The sequence below is a fragment of the bacterium genome, from assembly GCA_023230585.1.
GTDB lineage: Bacteria > Ratteibacteria > UBA8468 > B48-G9 > JAFGKM01 > JALNXB01.
The window spans coordinates 1-18,565 of record JALNXB010000027.1; the positions used below are offsets into that span (position 1 = coordinate 1).

15 protein-coding genes and 1 pseudogene are annotated in these 18,565 nt (G+C 36.6%); 8 read left to right on the plus strand and 8 right to left on the minus strand.

The window, feature by feature from the left end; translation table 11 throughout:
• Positions 1–442: 442 nt before the first annotated feature.
• Complete coding sequence (locus M0P98_05695) at positions 443–1,738, plus strand: neutral/alkaline non-lysosomal ceramidase N-terminal domain-containing protein (protein MCK9266356.1); 1,296 nt, start codon at positions 443–445, stop codon at positions 1,736–1,738.
• 164 nt (positions 1,739–1,902) lie between these two features.
• Here M0P98_05695 and M0P98_05700 read toward each other — a convergent pair whose 3' ends face one another.
• The 4 genes from M0P98_05700 to M0P98_05715 form a co-directional block, all read right to left on the minus strand.
• Entirely contained in the window at positions 1,903–4,482 is a 2,580-nt protein-coding gene (locus M0P98_05700; protein MCK9266357.1) for an N-6 DNA methylase, read from the minus strand.
• 256 nt (positions 4,483–4,738) lie between these two features.
• Positions 4,739–7,270, minus strand: coding sequence for a DEAD/DEAH box helicase family protein (locus M0P98_05705; GenBank protein MCK9266358.1), 2,532 nt, complete (start codon positions 7,268–7,270; stop codon positions 4,739–4,741).
• Positions 7,271–7,289: 19 nt separating this feature from the next.
• Positions 7,290–8,222, minus strand: a complete 933-nt coding sequence (locus M0P98_05710) for a restriction endonuclease (protein MCK9266359.1) — start codon at positions 8,220–8,222, stop codon at positions 7,290–7,292.
• Positions 8,223–8,521: 299 nt separating this feature from the next.
• Positions 8,522–9,364 (minus strand): hypothetical protein, encoded by an 843-nt coding sequence (locus M0P98_05715; GenBank protein MCK9266360.1) that lies wholly within the window; start codon positions 9,362–9,364, stop codon positions 8,522–8,524.
• A gap of 394 nt (positions 9,365–9,758) precedes the next feature.
• Here M0P98_05715 and groES point away from each other — a divergent pair, with 394 nt between their 5' ends.
• The 7 genes and pseudogenes from groES (at position 9,759) to M0P98_05750 (ending at position 14,696) form a co-directional block, all read left to right on the plus strand.
• Positions 9,759–10,061, plus strand: a complete 303-nt coding sequence (groES, locus tag M0P98_05720; protein ID MCK9266361.1) for a co-chaperone GroES — start codon at positions 9,759–9,761, stop codon at positions 10,059–10,061.
• Between the two features lie 12 nt (positions 10,062–10,073).
• Positions 10,074–11,696, plus strand: a complete 1,623-nt coding sequence (groL, locus tag M0P98_05725; protein MCK9266362.1) for a chaperonin GroEL — start codon at positions 10,074–10,076, stop codon at positions 11,694–11,696.
• 50 nt (positions 11,697–11,746) lie between these two features.
• Positions 11,747–12,034 carry an acylphosphatase gene (locus tag M0P98_05730; protein ID MCK9266363.1) on the plus strand — a complete coding sequence of 96 codons (288 nt, stop codon included), beginning with the start codon at positions 11,747–11,749 and terminating at the stop codon, positions 12,032–12,034.
• Positions 12,018–12,416, plus strand: coding sequence for a preQ(1) synthase (queF, locus tag M0P98_05735; GenBank protein ID MCK9266364.1), 399 nt, complete (start codon positions 12,018–12,020; stop codon positions 12,414–12,416). Before M0P98_05730 ends, queF begins: the two co-directional genes overlap by 17 nt.
• Before the next feature lie 282 nt (positions 12,417–12,698).
• Complete coding sequence (locus tag M0P98_05740; GenBank protein ID MCK9266365.1) at positions 12,699–13,514, plus strand: type II secretion system GspH family protein; 816 nt, start codon at positions 12,699–12,701, stop codon at positions 13,512–13,514.
• Positions 13,515–13,991: 477 nt separating this feature from the next.
• Positions 13,992–14,081, plus strand: a pseudogene (locus M0P98_05745) (prepilin-type N-terminal cleavage/methylation domain-containing protein).
• 129 nt (positions 14,082–14,210) lie between these two features.
• Positions 14,211–14,696, plus strand: a complete 486-nt coding sequence (locus M0P98_05750; protein ID MCK9266366.1) for a hypothetical protein — start codon at positions 14,211–14,213, stop codon at positions 14,694–14,696.
• Positions 14,697–14,711: 15 nt separating this feature from the next.
• On the opposite strand, the gene M0P98_05755 is transcribed toward M0P98_05750, so the two are convergent.
• From M0P98_05755 to M0P98_05770, 4 genes are read right to left on the minus strand one after another with little or no spacing between them, the layout of a single operon-like run.
• The gene (locus tag M0P98_05755; GenBank protein ID MCK9266367.1) at positions 14,712–15,473 is read right to left on the minus strand and encodes an ATP-binding cassette domain-containing protein; all 762 of its coding nucleotides are present in this window, start codon (positions 15,471–15,473) and stop codon (positions 14,712–14,714) included.
• On the minus strand, positions 15,448–16,407 hold the full coding sequence (locus tag M0P98_05760) for an ABC transporter ATP-binding protein (protein MCK9266368.1): 960 nt from the start codon (positions 16,405–16,407) through the stop codon (positions 15,448–15,450). The genes M0P98_05755 and M0P98_05760 overlap by 26 nt, the downstream gene beginning before the upstream one ends.
• 6 nt (positions 16,408–16,413) lie before the next feature.
• Positions 16,414–17,463: an ABC transporter permease gene (locus M0P98_05765; GenBank protein MCK9266369.1), complete on the minus strand. Its 1,050-nt coding sequence runs from the start codon at positions 17,461–17,463 to the stop codon at positions 16,414–16,416.
• A 46-nt stretch (positions 17,464–17,509) separates the two neighbouring features.
• The gene (locus tag M0P98_05770; GenBank protein MCK9266370.1) at positions 17,510–18,475 is read right to left on the minus strand and encodes an ABC transporter permease; all 966 of its coding nucleotides are present in this window, start codon (positions 18,473–18,475) and stop codon (positions 17,510–17,512) included.
• Between the last annotated feature and the right edge of the window lie 90 nt (positions 18,476–18,565).

Sequence of the window (18,565 nt, forward strand, 5' to 3'; positions counted from 1 at the left end):
AAATACGAGGGTTGCCACGTCATTAGAAGGCATTCCTCGCAATGCCACAAAACGGCAGTTAAAAGCATAAAAGAAAAGCGTATGTGGTGTCTATTCACTCCCCTTTTTTGCCTTCTACCCTTGGAGTGTTTGGAGTAGTAAGTCCCTAAGAGTTTGCAGAGAGGTTAATGGGATGAGGCTTGTCCGCCGAAGCTTGTATTTTAGCGTAGGAGGAGGGGTAGTTAGCAACTTAACCAAAAACGAAAGACGTAACGATAAAGGATGAAGTTACCCTATGCTTGTCATTCTGGACTTGATCCGGAATCTCGCTTTTTACTACTTCGGTTAGGTGGGTTAGGTTAGAGATCCTGAAACAAGTTCAGGATAGCAAATTTTGCGTTCGCAAGACAAACAAAAAGCGTTAAATTGAGCATAACCACACAAGTTATAGGAGAAATTCAAAATGACAGATATTAAAGATTGCCAAGTTGGAGTAGCGCAGGTAGATATAACCCCATCTTTGGGTTCCAATTTAGGTGGGTATTTCCATACCCGCAAAGCAGAGAAAGTCAGAGGAAAACTATACGTAAGAACAATGGTAATCGAAAACAGAGGAAAACGTATAGTTCTGGTTACAAGTGACCTCCTCTATATTACAGACGAAATATCTACCAAAACCAAAGAAAAAATATCTTCATCTTGTGGACTTCCGCCTGAAGAAGTTATGATTACAGCATCCCATACACATACAGGACCTGCCCTTATGACAATCCCAGAACTACCTTACGGTCACGACCCTGTTTATGTTAATGAGTTGATAGAAAAGATTGTAGAATGTGTCAACAAGGCGTACGGTTCAATGTTTGATGCAGAAATATATTTCGGGCAAACAGAAGCCGAAGGATTCTCTATAAGCAAACTGTGTCGAATGAAAAATGGAAAAGATGTTTACGATATAAGACCTATGGACAACGGAAAAGACGGGCGGATAGGGTTTTCTGCTCCACTCGATAATTCTGTGCAAGTTATATGTGTAAAGGATAAAAATAAAAAAATAAAAGCGTTTTTAATTAACTATGCATGCCATCCTAACAGCGGTCCAGACGACATCTGGGCAGAATGGCCTGGTGAAATGGCAGAAACCATTTCTCTTGTTTACGGGCAAGATGTCCCCTGCCTGTTTTTACAAGGGACAGCTGGTGATGTTGATTGTATGTATAAACTTCCTCATGACCAGATAGGCAGAGGTATAGCGGGGGCTGCTATAATGGCAATAGAGAGAGAACGTACTCCTATATCTATTATTCCTGTTGATTCAAAACTTAGGTATGTACCTATCCCTCGTTTGTCAAAGACGCCCGAGACAGACAAAGTAATGAACGAATTAAGGAATAAAAAGGACCTTAGCGTACCAGAAAAAAACTGGCTGACAAGGTACGATCTATGGGACCCAGAACCTGAGGAAATGAATATTCCTATCCATTGTATGAGAGTTGGAAATATAGCGTTTGTGGGTATGCCGTGGGAGGTTTTTACATCTATAGGGCTTGAGATTAAAAGGTACTCCCCTGCTACCAATACGATGGTTGTAGAACTGGCAAACACAAGATGCGGCTACCTACCTCCTATTGAACAAGCACATAGGGGCGGGTACGGAGAGTGGCCTTTTATAACAAGACTTTTTGTGCCAGAAGCGGCTACTATAGCAACAGATACTGCTATAGAGATGTTGTGGGAGATGTGGGACTCTACTACGTAAATAAGTGGCAATTGCCTTTTTTTGCAACCCGCGGGGGTTTATCCCGAGTATGCCCGAGGGATAAAACTCGCAAGACTAACTACAAAAGACGGAATGGAGATGTAAAAAGCGAGGTTCCGGATCAAGTCCAGAAGACAAGCAAGGGAACTCTTCTTTTATCTTTTTTAAGAACCCCAGACTTTGGATATACAGGATTTGGTTTTCTCTTCGTATATTTCTATTAGTTTTTTATTGGAGTTAACCAGTTCTTCTTCCTCTTCCATTTTTGCCACTATTGCCTTTTGAATATTTAGATCAGGGCAAGGTATCTCAATATTGTTAAGATCAGAGATTTTTATGCTAGCTTGATTTACGGCTTTTTGTGCAAATACTTTTGCTCTATTAATAAATTCATCAGATTTCATAAATAAAATAGCATAATCAGGAATAATAAGTTTTTTATTAAACCTATATCTGATTAAATTTATTCCATGAACAACTTTTTCTTGTATATTGGTGAAAATAGCTGTTTTTGCAAGATGTTCAAAGCTGTTTATGTGACTTAATAAAATATCACCTTCTTCCATAAAATAATTTTCTGGTGGCTCATCATTGGTCCATTTTGTTTTGCCTAAATCTACTGTTCCATATGAAATTGTCTGAATTCTTGTTACTTTATATTTACCTTTATTGTCAACTTGTTTAACATTAACGCCATTTCTTATTTCAAGTGTGACATCTACAAATTTTAATTTTTTCCAATGAGAGTCAATTTTAAGTGTCGGTTTATAATTTTCAACAACCTGTTTAGCGCCGTCAATAATTTTCTGGTAACTCTCTATCTCAGCAACAATCTCCTGTTGAACTAATAAAGGCGGTAGAGGGATTTTGATTTTTTTTATAGCAGATAATTTCAAAGATGGATACGCTTGCTCGCTTGTCAGAGTTTTTGCGTCAATATCGCATAGGAGATGGAATAAAAATAATGGGGAAACTCTTTTCTCATCTGGAATAATTGCCGCTAAATGACTGGACACATATCCTGCTTTTGATAACATTGCTCTGTGATTTAAAAATGTAGAGGCTCCACTTTTGGGAAATAATATAGTGTTTTTGTCAAACAGGCGTAATTTTTTTTCTTTTATTGCTAAATCATTAACGTAATCTTTGCTTATATTCAAAGTATCGGATATGTGCACTTTCCCAACATCAAAAGTTCTGTAAAATGGATATATTCCTGATTGAAAATATTTATCACCTTGAGGTGCAGAATTACCAGAAGCAATTTCAGCAACCTCCCTCAATTCCACCAGTTGCCATTTTGTGTTTATATGTGGGGAGGGTTTATATCTTGCTCCTGTTAGGTTGTAATCTTCTGATTCTAATATTTTTTCTTTTTCTACCAGAAGGATATTTTCCCATTTTTCTGTGTTAAACTTTTTACCTGTCTCAATAGTTTCTTTATATTCTTGTATAAGGTTGTAAGCGTTGGGTAGGTCGTTCTCTTTTATAGGGCGTCTTTGAGCGCCAAGATGAAACCCATCGTTTTCTATATTCACAAAAAGAATTTTATCTGTCTTTTTTGCAAGCCGTTTATCAATCCATAATATAGATGTTTTTACTCCAGAGTATGGGTGAAAGACGCCGGGCGGTAAAGATATGACACCTACAAGAAAGCCGTTTTCTACAAGCATCTTCCGTAGGTTCTTGTGGGCGTTCTGTGCTTGAAATATTATCCCCTCTGGAACAATTACCGCAGACCGCCCTTGCGGGTTAAGGTGTTCTGCTATATAGTCAACAAAAAGCACCTCTGACCGTTTACTCTTTATAGTAAACCTCTGGTGTGGACGTATACCGCCTTTGGGTGACATAAATGGAGGGTTAGCCATTATTACGTCTGCCCGTTCTTCCCATCTATCTTGAGATGTTAGGGTGTCATACTCGTGTATTTTTGGGTTATTGAATTGGTGAAGATACATATTAACAAGAGATAACCTTACCATATCAGGCGAAATATCGTAACCGTATATGTTTTCTACAAGTTGTGCTTTATCGTCTGATAAAAGTTTATCACCTGAATACTTTGTGCTGTTTATGGTAAGTTCTTCAAGGTTGACATCTTGTTGTTCAAAAGATTTTTTATCTTCAGCAGGGTTATAGTTGCTGGAGTTATGTTTTAGTATATATTTGTATGCAGAAATAAGGAACCCAGCCGTTCCGCAGGCAGGGTCAAGTATTGTTTCGTGTTTACGTGGAGATATAATTTCTACCATAAAGTCTATTATATGGCGTGGGGTGCGAAACTGGCCAGCGTCGCCTTGGCTACCAAGCACAGAAAGAAGGTATTCAAAAGCGTCACCTAACCTTTCGGAATGGTCGTATTGAAACTCGTTTATTACCTTGAGGAATATTTTTAAGGTTTCAGGATCCCTGTAAGGTAGGTAGGCGTTCTTGAATATATCCTGGAATAAGGGCGGAATGTTTGGGTTCTGGTTCATCTTCTGGATAGCCTCGCCATAAAGGTTGACTATCTCAACCCCGCCCATACCTACATCAAAGATTTTGTTCCAGGCGTATTTCTTATACTCTCCTGAAAAGAACTTTTCTTTACCACCAAGTTCAACAGATTCTCTGTCTATATCGTACATAAACTTGTAGATGAGTGCTATGGTTATCTGTTCAACCTGAGATTTTGGGTCGGGAATTTTTCCAACAAGTATATCTCTGGCTGTATCTATACGTCTTTTTGTTTCGGTATCAAGCATATTTGTTCCTTTTATTGTTCTCTTTGTTATCCTGAACTTGTTTCAGGATCTCTAATGTAACTCATATAACAGAAGTAATAAAAACGAGATTCCGGATCAAGTTCGGAATGACATGCAAGGACAACTACCCCTTCTCCTACGCTAAAATACAAGCTTCGGCGGACAAGCCTCATCCCATTAACCTCTCTGCAAGCACCTGAGGATTGCCTATACCTATAGTCCTAAGGGGAGAAGGCAAAGAGAGGTGCATTTCTTTTTATTGTAAGAAGGTGTTTAGAGAAACATAATCTTTTATGTATTCCACAACAGGTTGCCGCCAAACATCAAGTTCTTTAAGGTCTTTTATATTAAAACGAGGGTTTGTAGCCAATTCTGCATACTCCCCTGTGTCCATTATCTTTCTTATGCTATCATCAAGTATATACGCCTTTATAAAATGGCTGATGATGTTCACAAATTTTACTTCGGGTTTGTATATAGATATAAATTTTTGTACTTCTTCTTCCAATAGGTCCTCTTTTGTCTTAAACTCTTTTATCCTACCAAATATTTTATCAAGTATTTCTCGTAAAGATATACGTCTGTCTACTTTAACTGCTTTTCGCAGTTTGTTAAGGTCAAAGTAGTCCTCTGGTTTGTCAAAAACCTTCTCCCTTATATATTCTTCTGCTTCTTCGTACCTACCTTCGTCTATACTTGTTCTTATATATTCATCCTTTTTTACTACACCTGTAAACTTTTCAAAAAGTTTTCTATCTATCTTCATACCTTCCTGACCAACTGGAGTTCCTTTTAAAGTCTTTATGGGGTCAAGGTTTAGGTTTGTGTAATTTTTAGATATATATTTTATTGTCGGCACATTGGTCGGTTCTGTGGGTGGTTTATATATTGCAGGTAGTTTAAGTTCTTGGTCGTAATTGAAATCTTCCTCAAAATATTTGCAGTTAGCAAAAAAATCAAATAGTTTGAAATTCTTTTTCTTTTTAATATGTTCTTCTGTTCTCCCTGCTCCATCTCTTTCTTTATAAATAAATGTGTAAGGTCGAGTGCCTCTACCTTTTATCTGAACAAAGTTTGAAGGAGAAAAGATTGGTCTTAAAAGGCATAGGTTGAGTATATCCTCGCAGTCGTAACCGGTAGTCATCATCCCCACAGTTACGCAAACCCTTGTTTTGCTTGTTAGGTACCCGTTGATAAATTTTGTGCGACCGTTAAGGTTGTTATTTGAAAAATTTGTTGTCATCTGTTGTGCGTTTGGTATATCAGATGTTATCTGAACGGCAAAGTCCGACTGGTATTTGTCAGGGAAATATTTATTTGCAAGGATGTTAAGAGTCTGGGTAATTTTTGAAGCGTGTTTTCGGCTTACACAGAAAATAATGGTTTTACCTATCTCTGTAGATAACGGGTCACGTAAAGCGTTCTCTATGAACGTCTTACAAAACGTTAGGTTTGTTTCATCAGAAAAGAATTTCTTCTCAAAATCTTTATGGTAATATATTTCTTCTTGTAAATTGCCGTCTTCATCTTCTACCATTACTGAATACCCTTCTTTAGAGAGCATCTCTGTTGTTATGTCTGTTCTAGCATCTATTACAAAAGGGTTAACAAGGTGTCCGTCGTTTACGCCGTCTATAAGAGAATACTGGAATGTAGGTTCGCCAGACGGGCAACCAAAGGTTTTGTATGTGTCGAGCATTTGTCTCTGTTCAAGTTTACGAGGGTCTTTCTCTGCAAGTTTCTCTATATCAACTTTTTTTAGGTAGTTTTTTGGTGTAGCAGTAAGACCAAGTTTGTAGCCAACAAAATATTCAAAGACAGCACGGCTGTTACCGCTTATTGAGCGGTGGGCTTCGTCTGATATAACAAGGTCAAAATCGGTAGGAGAGAAAAGATTCATATATTTGTTGTTAAAAAGTAGGGACTGGACTGTTGTAATAACTATTTCTGCCCTTTTCCAGTTATCTTTGTTTTCTTTGTATATAACTGTTCTGTAATCGTTTTTTAGGTAGGTAACCATACTTCTTTCTGCCTGGTCTTCCAACTCCAACCGGTCAACAAGAAACAATACTCTTTTAGCGTTACCTGTTCTTAAAAAAAGTTTTATGATTGCCGCAGAAACAAGGGTCTTACCTGTTCCTGTAGCCATCTCAAGAAGAAAACGTGTCTTAGATTCTCCTGCAGTTTTTTGTATTGAATGGACTGCGTTTAGTTGGTAGTCACGCAAGAAACGAAGTTTGTTCTCTTGTATAAAAGAATTTCTCTGAGAAGAGTTTAGCCATTTTGGGTCGGTTTTATAGTTATATTTTTGTGTAAGAACAATATAATCGGTCTCAACAGGTTCTTTAGAAAAGGCGGTTATATCAGGTTTAAATTCTCTTCTGTGTCCAAGTGATTCCTGGTTAGGGAAAGATGTTATTATCTCTGGGTTACCGGTTTCTATATCCCAAAAATAGTGTAGGTTACCGTTTGACATTATTACAAACCTTATATTTTGTGAGGTAGCGTATCTGCGGGCTTGCTCTTTTGCAATGAGTGGGTCTATACCTTCCCTTTTTGCCTCAAGAAGAGCAATCGGAAAAGAGTTCTTATCAAGGAGGAGAAAGTCGATATACCCTTTTTCTGTCTTTTCAAAATCGTCTCCTAAAGCATTAAAATCGGTATGGGTAAGAGTTGTGCCTGCTTCAAGTTCTATGTTTGCTCTACCTTCTTCTGTATCAAAAAAACGCCAACCGGACTCTTCAAGAAGTTTGTTGATTTTTATGCGAGCCCTTGCCTCTTTTTTCATTATATAAAACTCCTATTTTTTATTCTTCGCTAAAATAGTCGGTATCAATTTTTTTTATCTCGTAGGTGGCTTCTGTGGAAACGCCTATATTGTTATCTATCATTAACTCAGAAAGTTCTTTACCGTCAACAAGTATTACCTTGGAATCAAGATGTTCAACATAACCGATTGCTTCTCTGGTAAATGAAGATGTTGTTATAAAAACACCTTTTTTAGCTCCCTTACCAGCTAATGCTCCCACGAACTTTTGTATTTCTGGTCTACCAACGATATTGGTTTTTTGCCACCGTTTTGCCTGAATATATATTATATCCAACCCCAGTTTGTCTTCCTTTATTATTCCGTCTATCCCTTCATCCCCACTTTTACCCACAGCGTTGCCGGCTTCTTTTAATGTACCTCCATAACCCATTTTGACCAGTAGGTCTATCACAAGTCTTTCAAAAAAGGTAGGAGATAATTCTAATACCTTGTTTAAAAGTTCTTCTGCTAAAGAATTTCTTATACCTTGATAAGTATTCTCAATATTGTCTATAGGTGTTAATCTTTCATTTTCAATACTACTTTCGCCTTCTCTTCTTTCTGTGTCTGGCAATAAACTTGATTTCGGTTTATAAAATTCACGCATCTCATTAGGAAATTGGTCCTTGAGATATCTGATATTTATTGCTGGTGGGTTTTGACTTAAAACATTAAGCCCTCTTTCTGTAATTTTGTAAACTGCTCTTCTTGGATTTTCTAAAAGCCCTGTTTTTGTAAGGTATATTCTTGCCCAAGTTACGCGATTATAAAAAACGGTTTGTCGTCCACTGGATAAAAGTTTTTTTCTTGCCTCATCTGTTAAATTGAATTTTTCTGCCAGTTTGTCTATAAATTCTCTTATGGTATGTTCTTCTTTATCTGAAAATAATTTAAGTAACGGTAGCATAATAGATTGGAAATCTGGGATCATATTCCCTCCTTTTAGGATTGGTTTTATAACATCCTTATTTTATCAGTATGTTATAAAAAAGACAAACTCCACCCACTTTATCATCACGAACGCTACACTCTGTTATCCTGAATTTATTTCAGGATCTCTAATGTAACCCACGTTGGCAGTAGCACAATGTAAAAAACGAGATTCCGGCTCAAGTCCCTCGGGGGTACTCGGGATAAATCCAGAATGATATGCATCTCGCAAAGATGAAATGAGATAGTGTGAAAGGAAATATAGCCAGTAGGAATATGTTTTCTATTCTGTTTTTTACGTTACTTTTTTTCTTCCCAATATTTTTTTACAATATTAGCAAAATTTTCCAGAAGTTTTTTCCCGTCCATCCAAGGTTCAGAATATGCTTCAGGATGGAATTGGGTTCCATACAGAACTCTGGATTTATGTTTTATCATAGCTATTTTACAATGTCCGCTACTTGCTAAAAGTTCAAAATCGGGAGGTAATATTTTTAATTCACAGTAGTGAGAGCATTTCATAATCATTTGTTCAGGAAAACCTGCAAATATAGGGTCGTCTTGTACTCTTTTTATAGGGAAAAAGCCGGATGCTAAAAAATATTGTGAAATATCTGAAGTTTTGCTTTTTGCAACTCTCGGGAAATCTTCATCTGGCAGAATTTTTCTCATTGCTCCGACTGGTCTAATAGAAGGTTTTTCAGAATCCTTAGTTATGCACCAACCTATAAGTTGGTGGCTGCCACAAAAACACATCATAGGAATTTCGCATTTATTTAAAACCTCGCAAACACCTGCATATTTTTCTATGTTGCCACGCCTTGAGAATCCACTCATTACTATTGCTAATGGGTTGAGTTCTTCAACTAAAGTCATATTTAATTCTTGATACGGAATAACAAGGCAACGTTCTCCTGATATTTGTTCAAGACGCGCTTTTACCCTACCCCTTGAAGGACCGTCTTCATAGTATGATTCTTCTTCTTGAAAATTAACAAATATGTATATCTTTCCTGTTTTTTGAGGTGCAGTAGTATCAGCAGACACCTCTCTTAACAATGGTTTAGCAATGAAAAAGAGTGATAGCATAACAATAGTTGTGTAAATGATTCGTTTAACTTGGCTATTTCTTTTTTGTAACATTCTTTACCTCCTTATAAATATAGTGTGTATGAATTTTAAAGGATTCTTAAGTTTTAATAATAACTTTATTTTATCAGTATGTCTTTAAAAAAGCAAACAAAATAAAAGAAAACCACCTTTTTTTCTATGCTAAAGATTTATAAAGACGAACTAAGCATATAGAAGGTACAATGAATCATCCTTTCTTTTATAATTTTATATATTTTGAGCCATTATTTGATAAGTTTTAAGTACTATTGGAAACAATTATAAAAAGACTATATCTTGACATATTTTTTCTTGTAAGGTATAATGTAATTTCTATAAAAGGTTTTCAAAACACTTCTGTTTTATCTCTAATAAATGATAATAAAATTAGAAGAACATATTTATAATAAAAAGGAGGAAAGTAAGTATGGGTAAGTTAAAAATAAGACCATTGGGTGACAGAATAGTCGTAGAACCGTTAGAAGCGGTTGAGAAAACAAAAGGGGGGATTATCCTTCCTGATTCGGCTAAAGAGAAGCCACAAGAAGGTAAAATTGTTGCTATTGGTAAAGGAAAGACTGACGATAGCGGTAAAGTAATAGAAATGGAAGTGAAAGTTGGTGATAAGGTTTTATATGGTAAGTATGCAGGAACAGAAATAAACATAGATAACGTGGAATATATGATTTTAAGAGAAGAGGATGTACTTGCAGTTATTGATGAAAAATAAGGGAGGAATACTATGGGAAAACAGATACTGCTTGGAGAAGAAGCACGTAGGAAGATTCTTGAAGGAATGGAGATAATGGCTGATACCCTAAGACCAACTCTTGGTCCTAAAGGGAGATGCGCTGTTCTGGAAAAAAAGTTTGGTTCTCCTACTGTTATTAATGATGGAGTAATGATTGCTAAGGAAATTGAATTGACAGACCCTAACAATAATCTTGGAGCTCAACTTTTAAGGGAAGTAGCCTCTAAAACCAACGATGTTGCTGGCGATGGAACAACTACAGCATCAATCCTTGCTTTTTCAGTTGCAAAAGAAGGTTTTAAGAATGTTGCAGCTGGTGCTAACCCTGTACATCTTAGAAGGGGTATAGAAAAGGCAGTTAAAAAGGTTGTAGAAAACCTTAAGGGTATGAGTAAAACTATTAAGGATAAAAGTGAAATACAGCAGGTAGCTTCAATTGCAGCTGCTAACGACTCTGAGATAGGTAGCATTATAGCCGATGCAATGGATAAAGTAGGTAAAGAAGGTGTAATTACTGTTGAAGAAGCTAAAGGTACCGAGACAGAACTTAGAGTTGTAGAAGGAATGCAGTTTGATAGAGGGTATTTATCTCCATATTTTGTAACAGATACAGAAAGAATGGAGAGTGTTCTTGAAAACGCATATATCCTTATACACGATAAGAAGATTTCAGCAATTAAAGATTTGCTACCTCTTTTAGAGAAGGTTGCTCAGGCAGGAAAACCATTGTTGATTATTGCAGAAGAAATTGAAGGCGAAGCTTTAGCTACTTTGGTAGTGAACAAGATAAGAGGTACTTTCTCTTGTTGTGCAGTAAAAGCTCCTGGATTTGGCGATAGAAGAAAAGCTATGTTGGAAGATATTGCTATTCTTACAGGCGGTCAGGCAATAATGGAAGAACTTGGTTTGAAACTTGAAAATATTGAACTTGAAATGCTTGGTAAAGCTAAAAGAATTATTGTTGACAAAGAGAACACAACAATAGTTGAAGGTGAAGGAAGTGAAGAGAAGTTGCAAGGAAGAATCGGACAGATAAAGAGTGAAATAGATAAAACAACTTCCGATTATGATAAAGAAAAATTACAGGAAAGACTTGCAAAATTGTCTGGTGGAGTAGCTGTTATTAATGTAGGCGCCCCAACAGAAACAGATATGAAAGAAAGGAAAGCAAGAGTAGAAGACGCACTTAGCGCTACTAGAGCTGCTGTGGAAGAAGGTATTGTTCCTGGAGGCGGAGTAGCTCTTTTAAGAAGTCAAGCGACAATTGCTGACCTTGAGTTTGAAGATGCAGATGAAAAAACAGGGGCACAGATTGTATTTAAAGTGCTCGAGGCTCCTTTGAGACAGATTGGAGAGAATTCTGGTTTGGACGGAGCGGTCGTTGTTCAGAAGGTGAAGGATTCTGCAGAAGAGTCTTTTGGTTTTAATGCTGAAAAGGATGTATTTGAAGATGTGATAAAAGCAGGAATAGTTGACCCGACAAAGGTTGTTAGAACAGCTATTGAGAATGCTGCAAGTATAGCTGCCCTGCTTCTCACTATAGAGACTCTTATTACAGATATACCAGAAAAGAAAGACCCAACCCCAACCCCACCCCCTTACCCTGAATATTAAGGGTGAATAGGAGACCCCGTCAATGGCGGGGTCTCCTTAGGTTTTTTAATATGAAAAGAATCCATTTGTTTGTAACTGGTGCAGTTCAAGGGGTAGGTTTTAGGTACTACACCCGAGAGAAAGCTATTAAATCAAATATTTTTGGATGGGTTAAAAACCTTTCTGATGGTAGAGTTGAAATAATAGCAGAAGGAGATGCAAATAATATTGATGACTTTCTTTTATCTATCTCCAAAGGAAAATTGGGTAGTTATATCTCAAATATTGAAAAGCAAGACGAATCTTTTACTGGTCATTTTAACCATTTCTACATAACTTATAATGAATACGGAAGGTAATAGAGCTGAAAAGAGAGGGCTAAAAGATGCATTGCCTTCAATTGAGTGTTTTGAGAATCAATTTAAACATTACAAGATATTTATAGTTATACCTGAGTATACATCTGTATGCCCAAAGACTGGTCAACCTGATTATGGTACCCTTACCCTCGAATATGAACCTGATAAATCTGTAATTGAGTTAAAATCCTTTAAAATATATATTCAAGCGTACAGAAATTTGGGGATATTTTATGAGAACGCTATTAATAGAATCCTTAAAGATATAGTTACCGCCTCAAAACCTCGTTGGGCAAAAGTAAAAGGGGAGTTTCGACCGAGAGGCGGAATCTACTCTATAGTTGAAGCCTCTTATCCATCTGGTTCTGAAAATAATAAATAAAAACTTTAAATCTATTTTACCTCGTTACTATTAATGCTCAAATCCCTCATATACGCAACCCTATTCCATTCTACCAAGTTGCTTATTAAACTTTCGTATGTGAAACGAGTTAAGAATACTTGACAAATGACTTGTAAGAAGGTTTAATATATAAAGAGGTACCCTAATTTTTTATAGTGCAACAAATATTTCTCTGTTGAAACAGAGCACTTGAATAATAGGCTAATATTCATAAATAGTATCCTATATAAAAGATTTTAAGTGAAAAGGGAGGTGAGAATAATGAAAAAAAATAGTAGATTAGGTTTTACTCTCATTGAACTGCTTGTTGTTATAGCAATTATAGCTATTTTAGCTTCAATGTTACTTCCTGCTTTGGAAAGAGCAAGAGCAAACGCAAGAAAAGTAGCCTGTATGAATAATTTGAAGCAATTAGGGTTGGTACTTCTAATTTATGCCAATGATTGGGACGGATATTTCCCTTACCACGATTTTGATGATGAAGCGCAATGGAGTGGACATACCAGTTATTCTACTGGTCATATCTCTTCTAAACCAAATGTTTCTCTTGCTTTACTTACAGGGCAGATTGACCCTTCAAGTTCTGCGTTTGAGACAGCCCAATATGTAACAGACTACAATCTTTTTATATGTCCTGGCAATGGTGATGATAAACCTTACGAAAATAGGCGTGGTGCTCTTTATAGAGCAACTGCTGCAACAAGTATGGCTATTGCCCGTGATAATAAAGTATCAAGTTGTTCATATACCTACGCTCTCGGTTTAAATCTCCAAACACACCCTGATACCGCTATTATGACAGACGACCCAAAAGGTACCTATCCGCATACGTGGCGACTTTATAGGCATCTTGCGAACCACGGTGTGGAAGGAATAAATGCTTTATATGTTGATGGTAGAGTAAAATGGATAGCAACACTTAGAGACCCGACTCGTTGGGTAGGAGGTGGTGCAACAAGCAATAGTTGGGTTAATAAAACTGGAGTTCCTAATACTGTTGTAGATAGTTCGCTTAACCCTAATGTAGCGTACCAACATAGACCAAGGTTACTTTCTAACAAATATTGGACTGAATGAAACTCCCCCTTCATTTCGTTTTTACGAGCAATTATTAGCGTGGCAATTCCTCTCACAAATACTGTCGGGACAAGCCTTCGAGGTTTGCAATCAAGGTTGGTACAATCCCCTCGGAGGTAATCGAGATAAGCGCTCGCCAAAGGCGAGGGGGCTGTTGGCAGGCGGGGGAAATGAAAGGCGTAATGATAAAAAATTAGACTCCCCCTTTATGTCATTCCGGACTTGATCCGGAATCTCGTTTTTGCAAGTGAATATGAAGCAATCCTCCGAGGTTTGCGAAGTAATCCTCAGGTGTTTGCAGAGAGGTTAATGAGATGAGGTTTATCCGCCGAAGCTTGCATTTTAGCGTAGATGGAGAGGCTGTTAGCAGACTAAAAAAAAACAAAGGTAAAGGTAAAGGATATGATCCTGAAACAAGTTCAGGATGACACGCTGGTGAATAGAAAACAAACAGCAGTAGTAAAGGAGGTAAGAATAATGAAAAGAATCAAATCAGGCTTTACTCTTATTGAACTACTTGTGGTTATAGCAATTATAGCAATTTTGGCAGGGATGTTGTTACCTGCTTTGAGTAAAGCAAGAGCAAGAGCAAAATCATCTGTATGTATAAACAACCTTAAACAGTTGGGAACTCATTTCTATTTATATGCTGAAAACTGGGATGGTTGGTTCTACCCAAGGTTACATAATACAACAATGAACAGTTTTATACCGAGAGAATTGAGGTGCTGCCCTTCAGAAAAACCATACTCTCCAGATGGTGACCCTCATAATGACCAACGTAGTGTGTATGGGGTAAGATATTCCTATGTTTACTTTGATACAGGTACTGCTTTTCAGTATGATAATTGGTATGTGAATACAAAACGTTACTCACAAGCTCAACCTAACCGTTTCTGGTTTTTGGTAGATTCAGTTGCTCTACAATATGCACCAAGCGATGCGAGGCACCGTTGCCAGTATTATTTATGCGATAGAAGAGAAAATACAGACGGGTTTGTCCATTTTAGGCACGGTAACCACGCCAATGTTCTATTTCTTGATGGGCATGTTGAGTCTATGACAAAAGAGAGTTTTAGAGAAACACACCTTGTACATTGCGGGTTAGCAAATAACGACGTTGATGATATCTGGGTTGCTGATAGAAGTTATAGGAAGATCTTGCTCGAAGGACTACCTTAATATGGTTTGGTGCCACTACATTCTTTGTAGAAGAGTTTTTGTGTATGGATGTTGAGGTGCTGATATAATATCGGAGGTTTTGCCTTCTTCTATGATTTCTCCTTTGTACATTACGGATATTCTGTCAGATAAAAACCTTATTATTTGCAAGTTGTGAGATATAAAAAGGTAGGTTAGGTTAAGTTTTTCTTTCAAGTCAATTAAAAGATTAAGAATTTTTGCTTGTATAGATAAATCTAAATTGGAGGTTGGCTCATCACATATTAAAAACTCTGGATTGGTTGATAAAGCTCTTGCAATTGCAATCCTTTGTCTTTCACCCCCGCTAAACTGGTGTGGAAAATTATCAAATTTTTTACTATCTATCCCTACAACCTCAAGAAGTTCTCTTGTCTTTTCAAACTTCTCTTTTACATTTAAACTGGTTGGCATCCCTTCTGATATAGCGTTACCAATAGACAATCTTGGGTTAAGAGATTTGTACGGGTCCTGAAACACAACCTGAAAAGAACTTCGCAATCTTCTTAGGCTACGTTCATTTAATGCAGAGATATCAATGTTTTTGTAAAAGATTTTCCCGTTTGTAGGTTCTACTAATCTTATGATAGTTTTTCCTAAAGTAGTTTTACCGCTACCGCTTTCTCCTATCACTCCAAAGGTTTCTCCTTTATATATCTCAAGGTTGATATCTTTTATAGCAGAAAAACTTTTTAGCCCAGTATTAGTTTTAACTGTATATACCTTGTTTAAGTTAACTGTTTTTATAAGAGTTTTCATATCTGAAACACCTCACTACTGTTCCTTCTATAATTGTTTCTGTGGGTTCTTTTATAGTGCAAATATTTTTTTTATATATACACCTTGGGTGAAAAGGGCAACCAGTAGGAAGGTTGTGAAAATTGGGGACGGTTCCTTCGATTGTCTTGATTTTATCTCCCGGTGTATATCTTTCAGGTAGACATCCAACAAGTTTTTCTGTGTATGGATGTAAAGGTTTAGATAGAATATTTTGAGCATCAGATATTTCTATTAGCCGTCCAGCGTACATAATTCCAATTCTTTTTACAAAAGAAGCTGCTAAAGAAATATCGTGAGTAATAAACATTACCGAAAGCCCGTGTGTTGCCATCATCTTTTTAATAAGTTCTATTATTCCGTAGGCTGTTGTTACATCAAGTGCGGTAGTTGGCTCATCTGCAATAAGTAGGGCAGGGCTATTTACCAAAGATATGGCTATCATTATACGTTGTTGCATACCTCCGCTTAACTGGTGTGGGTATTGGTAGTAGACACTATTTTTTAGTTCTACTTCTTCCAGTATCTCCATAACTCTATCTCTTTTAGATATTGTTTTATCTTTAATTGCTTCTTCAATCTGTGCTCCTACAGTAAAAAGTGGGTTAAGGTAGGAGGAAGGTTCTTGAAATATCATACCAACATCTGTTCCTCTTATATTCTGAAGTTCTTTTTCGTTCATACTTAGAACGTTTTTACCTAAAAGACAAATTTCTCCTTTAGTTGCAGAAATATTTTTAGGTAAAAGTTGCATAATAGACATTGCGGTCATACTTTTACCGCTACCGCTTTCTCCTGCAAGTGCAAAAGATTCGTTTTTACCAATAGATAGATTTATTTCTCTTAGTATAACTACTCTTTTATTTTCTTTCTTTAAAGAAACTTCTAAACCGTCAATTTTAAGGGTTCTGTTCATATTTAATTACCAATTTTTTGGGTCCATTGCATTCCTTATACCATCACCAAGAAAGTTGAAAGAAATGACCGTTATAAAGATAAAAAATCCAGGTATCAACATCCAAGGAGCGCCTGTTAATATCCTAAGGTTACCTATGGTTACAGACAACATATTGCCCCAACTTGCGTGAGGTTCTTGTATCCCAAGCCCAAGCAGACTAAGGGCTGATTCTCCCAGTATATATCCTGGTATTGATAAGGTAAGCGCTGTTATGGTATATGATAAGGTGTTTGGTAGGATATGTCGGGTTATGATTCTAATATTTGATATTCCAAGAGATTTTGCTGCAAGTATATACTCTTCTTCTTTTATAGAAAGCACCATCCCCCTTATGATTCTTGCAAGAGATGCCCAACCAATAAGACTTAATATTATTACTATAAGAAAATATACCTGAATTGAAGAAAGGTTTGGTGGAAAGGCAGCCCTTAACGCAAGCATAAGGTAGAAGAAAGGAAACATCATTATTATTTCTACAACCCGCATTAAGATAGCGTCTGTTTTCCCGCCAAAATAGCCAGATATCCCACCAATTAGAAGTCCAAGAACAAAAGAGATGCTTACTCCTATTATGCCAATAGATAAAGATACTCTTGAGCCGTATAATATTCTTGAAAAAATATCTCTACCGTGAAGGTCTGTGCCAAAAAGAAAAAGTTGCCCGCCTTCTGCTTTAAATAGGTATCTTTGAGAAGTGAAAAATCCCAGTATCTTTCTTTTGGGTCCTTTTGTGAAAAATTTTATAGGGTATACTTTTGATATGTCCTGAGAATATTCTTTAAAGGCAGGATTAACAACTTTTATGCCGTAAACGAAAGGTCTATGTAGTTTCTTGTCTTTAAGTATATGTATTTTTGTTGGTGGTGCGAGAGAGTATTCTCTATTCTGGAGTTCGTATGGGTAAGGTGCTATAGAATCAGCCAATATTGCTAAAAGATAAAGGAATCCAAGAATCCATAAAGAAATATAAGAGATTCTGTTGGCTTGTTTAAGTCTTCTTAAGAAAGTTTTCATTAGTACTTTTTTATCCTTAAAATGTTTATAATGTCTATGTAAAGCATTATCTAAGTCTGACTCTCGGGTCGGTGGTTGCTATAAGTATGTCTGATATAAGGTTTCCTACAATAAGCAGAATACCACCAATTAAAAGAGAAGCCATAACAAGATAAAGGTCTTGTGAGAGGACTGCATCAAGAATGAGTCTTCCCATACCAGGCCAGTTTGTTACTATTTCTACAAGGGCAGCACCACTTAATATAGAAGATAACGTGTAACCAAATATGGTTATCATAGGGTTTATTGAGTTTCTTAAGGTATGTTTAAAGTATACACTTGAATAACTGAGCCCCTTTGCTCTTGCTGTTGTAATATAGGGGCTTCCCAATGTTTCCAGAAAGTTGTTTTTCATAAGACGGAAGAGAGAACCGACCCCAGAAAGTGTTAACGCAATACCAGGCAAAAGAAGGTGTTTTGTGTAATCAATAAACTTTTCCCATCCTGTTGAGTTTATACTAAAAACGCTTGTTGTGCCTCCTATGGGTAAAACATTTGTTTTTGCAACAAAAAAGACCAAAAGCATCGCTATAAGAAACGAAGGGATTGATAGCCCAATATATGCAAAAAAAGATAGGAGTTTTTCTTGCCATCTACCTTCCTTTATGGCAGCAAAAATACCAAGCGGGATTGCTAATGCCCAGGTAAAGAATATAGAAAAGAGAGATAAAGAGAGAGTGTTTTTAAGTTTCTGTTTTATAAGAAAAGAGACAGGGACGTGGTAAGAGAATGATTCGCCCATATTTAAAGTGGCTATATTTTTTAACCAGTATAAATACTGTATAACAACCGGTTTGTCTAACCCAAACTCTACTCTCATAGATTCTATTGTTTGAGGAGATATTTCAGGGTTCATACTAAGTTGGGTGAAATAGTCTCCGGGAGCAAGTTGTATAATAAGAAACGATATAAAAGTCATTCCAAGAACTAATGGTATAAACTGTAAAAACCGTTTTAAGATATATTTTTTCATACGTTTATTTTACTTTTTTCTACATATAAAATCAAAAGTAAAGACCTTCGCTAAGAAAAATAAGAGGAAAAAAGTATGTAGTGTCTACTC

Coding starts and splice junctions, on each gene's coding strand:
- M0P98_05695 (MCK9266356.1), top strand. CDS start 443: ATGACAGATATTAAAGATTGCCAAGTTGGAGTAGCGCAGGTAGATATA.
- M0P98_05700 (MCK9266357.1), bottom strand. CDS start 4,482: ATGCTTGATACCGAAACAAAAAGACGTATAGATACAGCCAGAGATATA.
- M0P98_05705 (MCK9266358.1), bottom strand. CDS start 7,270: ATGAAAAAAGAGGCAAGGGCTCGCATAAAAATCAACAAACTTCTTGAA.
- M0P98_05710 (MCK9266359.1), bottom strand. CDS start 8,222: ATGATCCCAGATTTCCAATCTATTATGCTACCGTTACTTAAATTATTT.
- M0P98_05715 (MCK9266360.1), bottom strand. CDS start 9,364: ATGTTACAAAAAAGAAATAGCCAAGTTAAACGAATCATTTACACAACT.
- groES (MCK9266361.1), top strand. CDS start 9,759: ATGGGTAAGTTAAAAATAAGACCATTGGGTGACAGAATAGTCGTAGAA.
- groL (MCK9266362.1), top strand. CDS start 10,074: ATGGGAAAACAGATACTGCTTGGAGAAGAAGCACGTAGGAAGATTCTT.
- M0P98_05730 (MCK9266363.1), top strand. CDS start 11,747: ATGAAAAGAATCCATTTGTTTGTAACTGGTGCAGTTCAAGGGGTAGGT.
- queF (MCK9266364.1), top strand. CDS start 12,018: ATGAATACGGAAGGTAATAGAGCTGAAAAGAGAGGGCTAAAAGATGCA.
- M0P98_05740 (MCK9266365.1), top strand. CDS start 12,699: ATGAAAAAAAATAGTAGATTAGGTTTTACTCTCATTGAACTGCTTGTT.
- M0P98_05750 (MCK9266366.1), top strand. CDS start 14,211: ATGAACAGTTTTATACCGAGAGAATTGAGGTGCTGCCCTTCAGAAAAA.
- M0P98_05755 (MCK9266367.1), bottom strand. CDS start 15,473: ATGAAAACTCTTATAAAAACAGTTAACTTAAACAAGGTATATACAGTT.
- M0P98_05760 (MCK9266368.1), bottom strand. CDS start 16,407: ATGAACAGAACCCTTAAAATTGACGGTTTAGAAGTTTCTTTAAAGAAA.
- M0P98_05765 (MCK9266369.1), bottom strand. CDS start 17,463: ATGAAAACTTTCTTAAGAAGACTTAAACAAGCCAACAGAATCTCTTAT.
- M0P98_05770 (MCK9266370.1), bottom strand. CDS start 18,475: ATGAAAAAATATATCTTAAAACGGTTTTTACAGTTTATACCATTAGTT.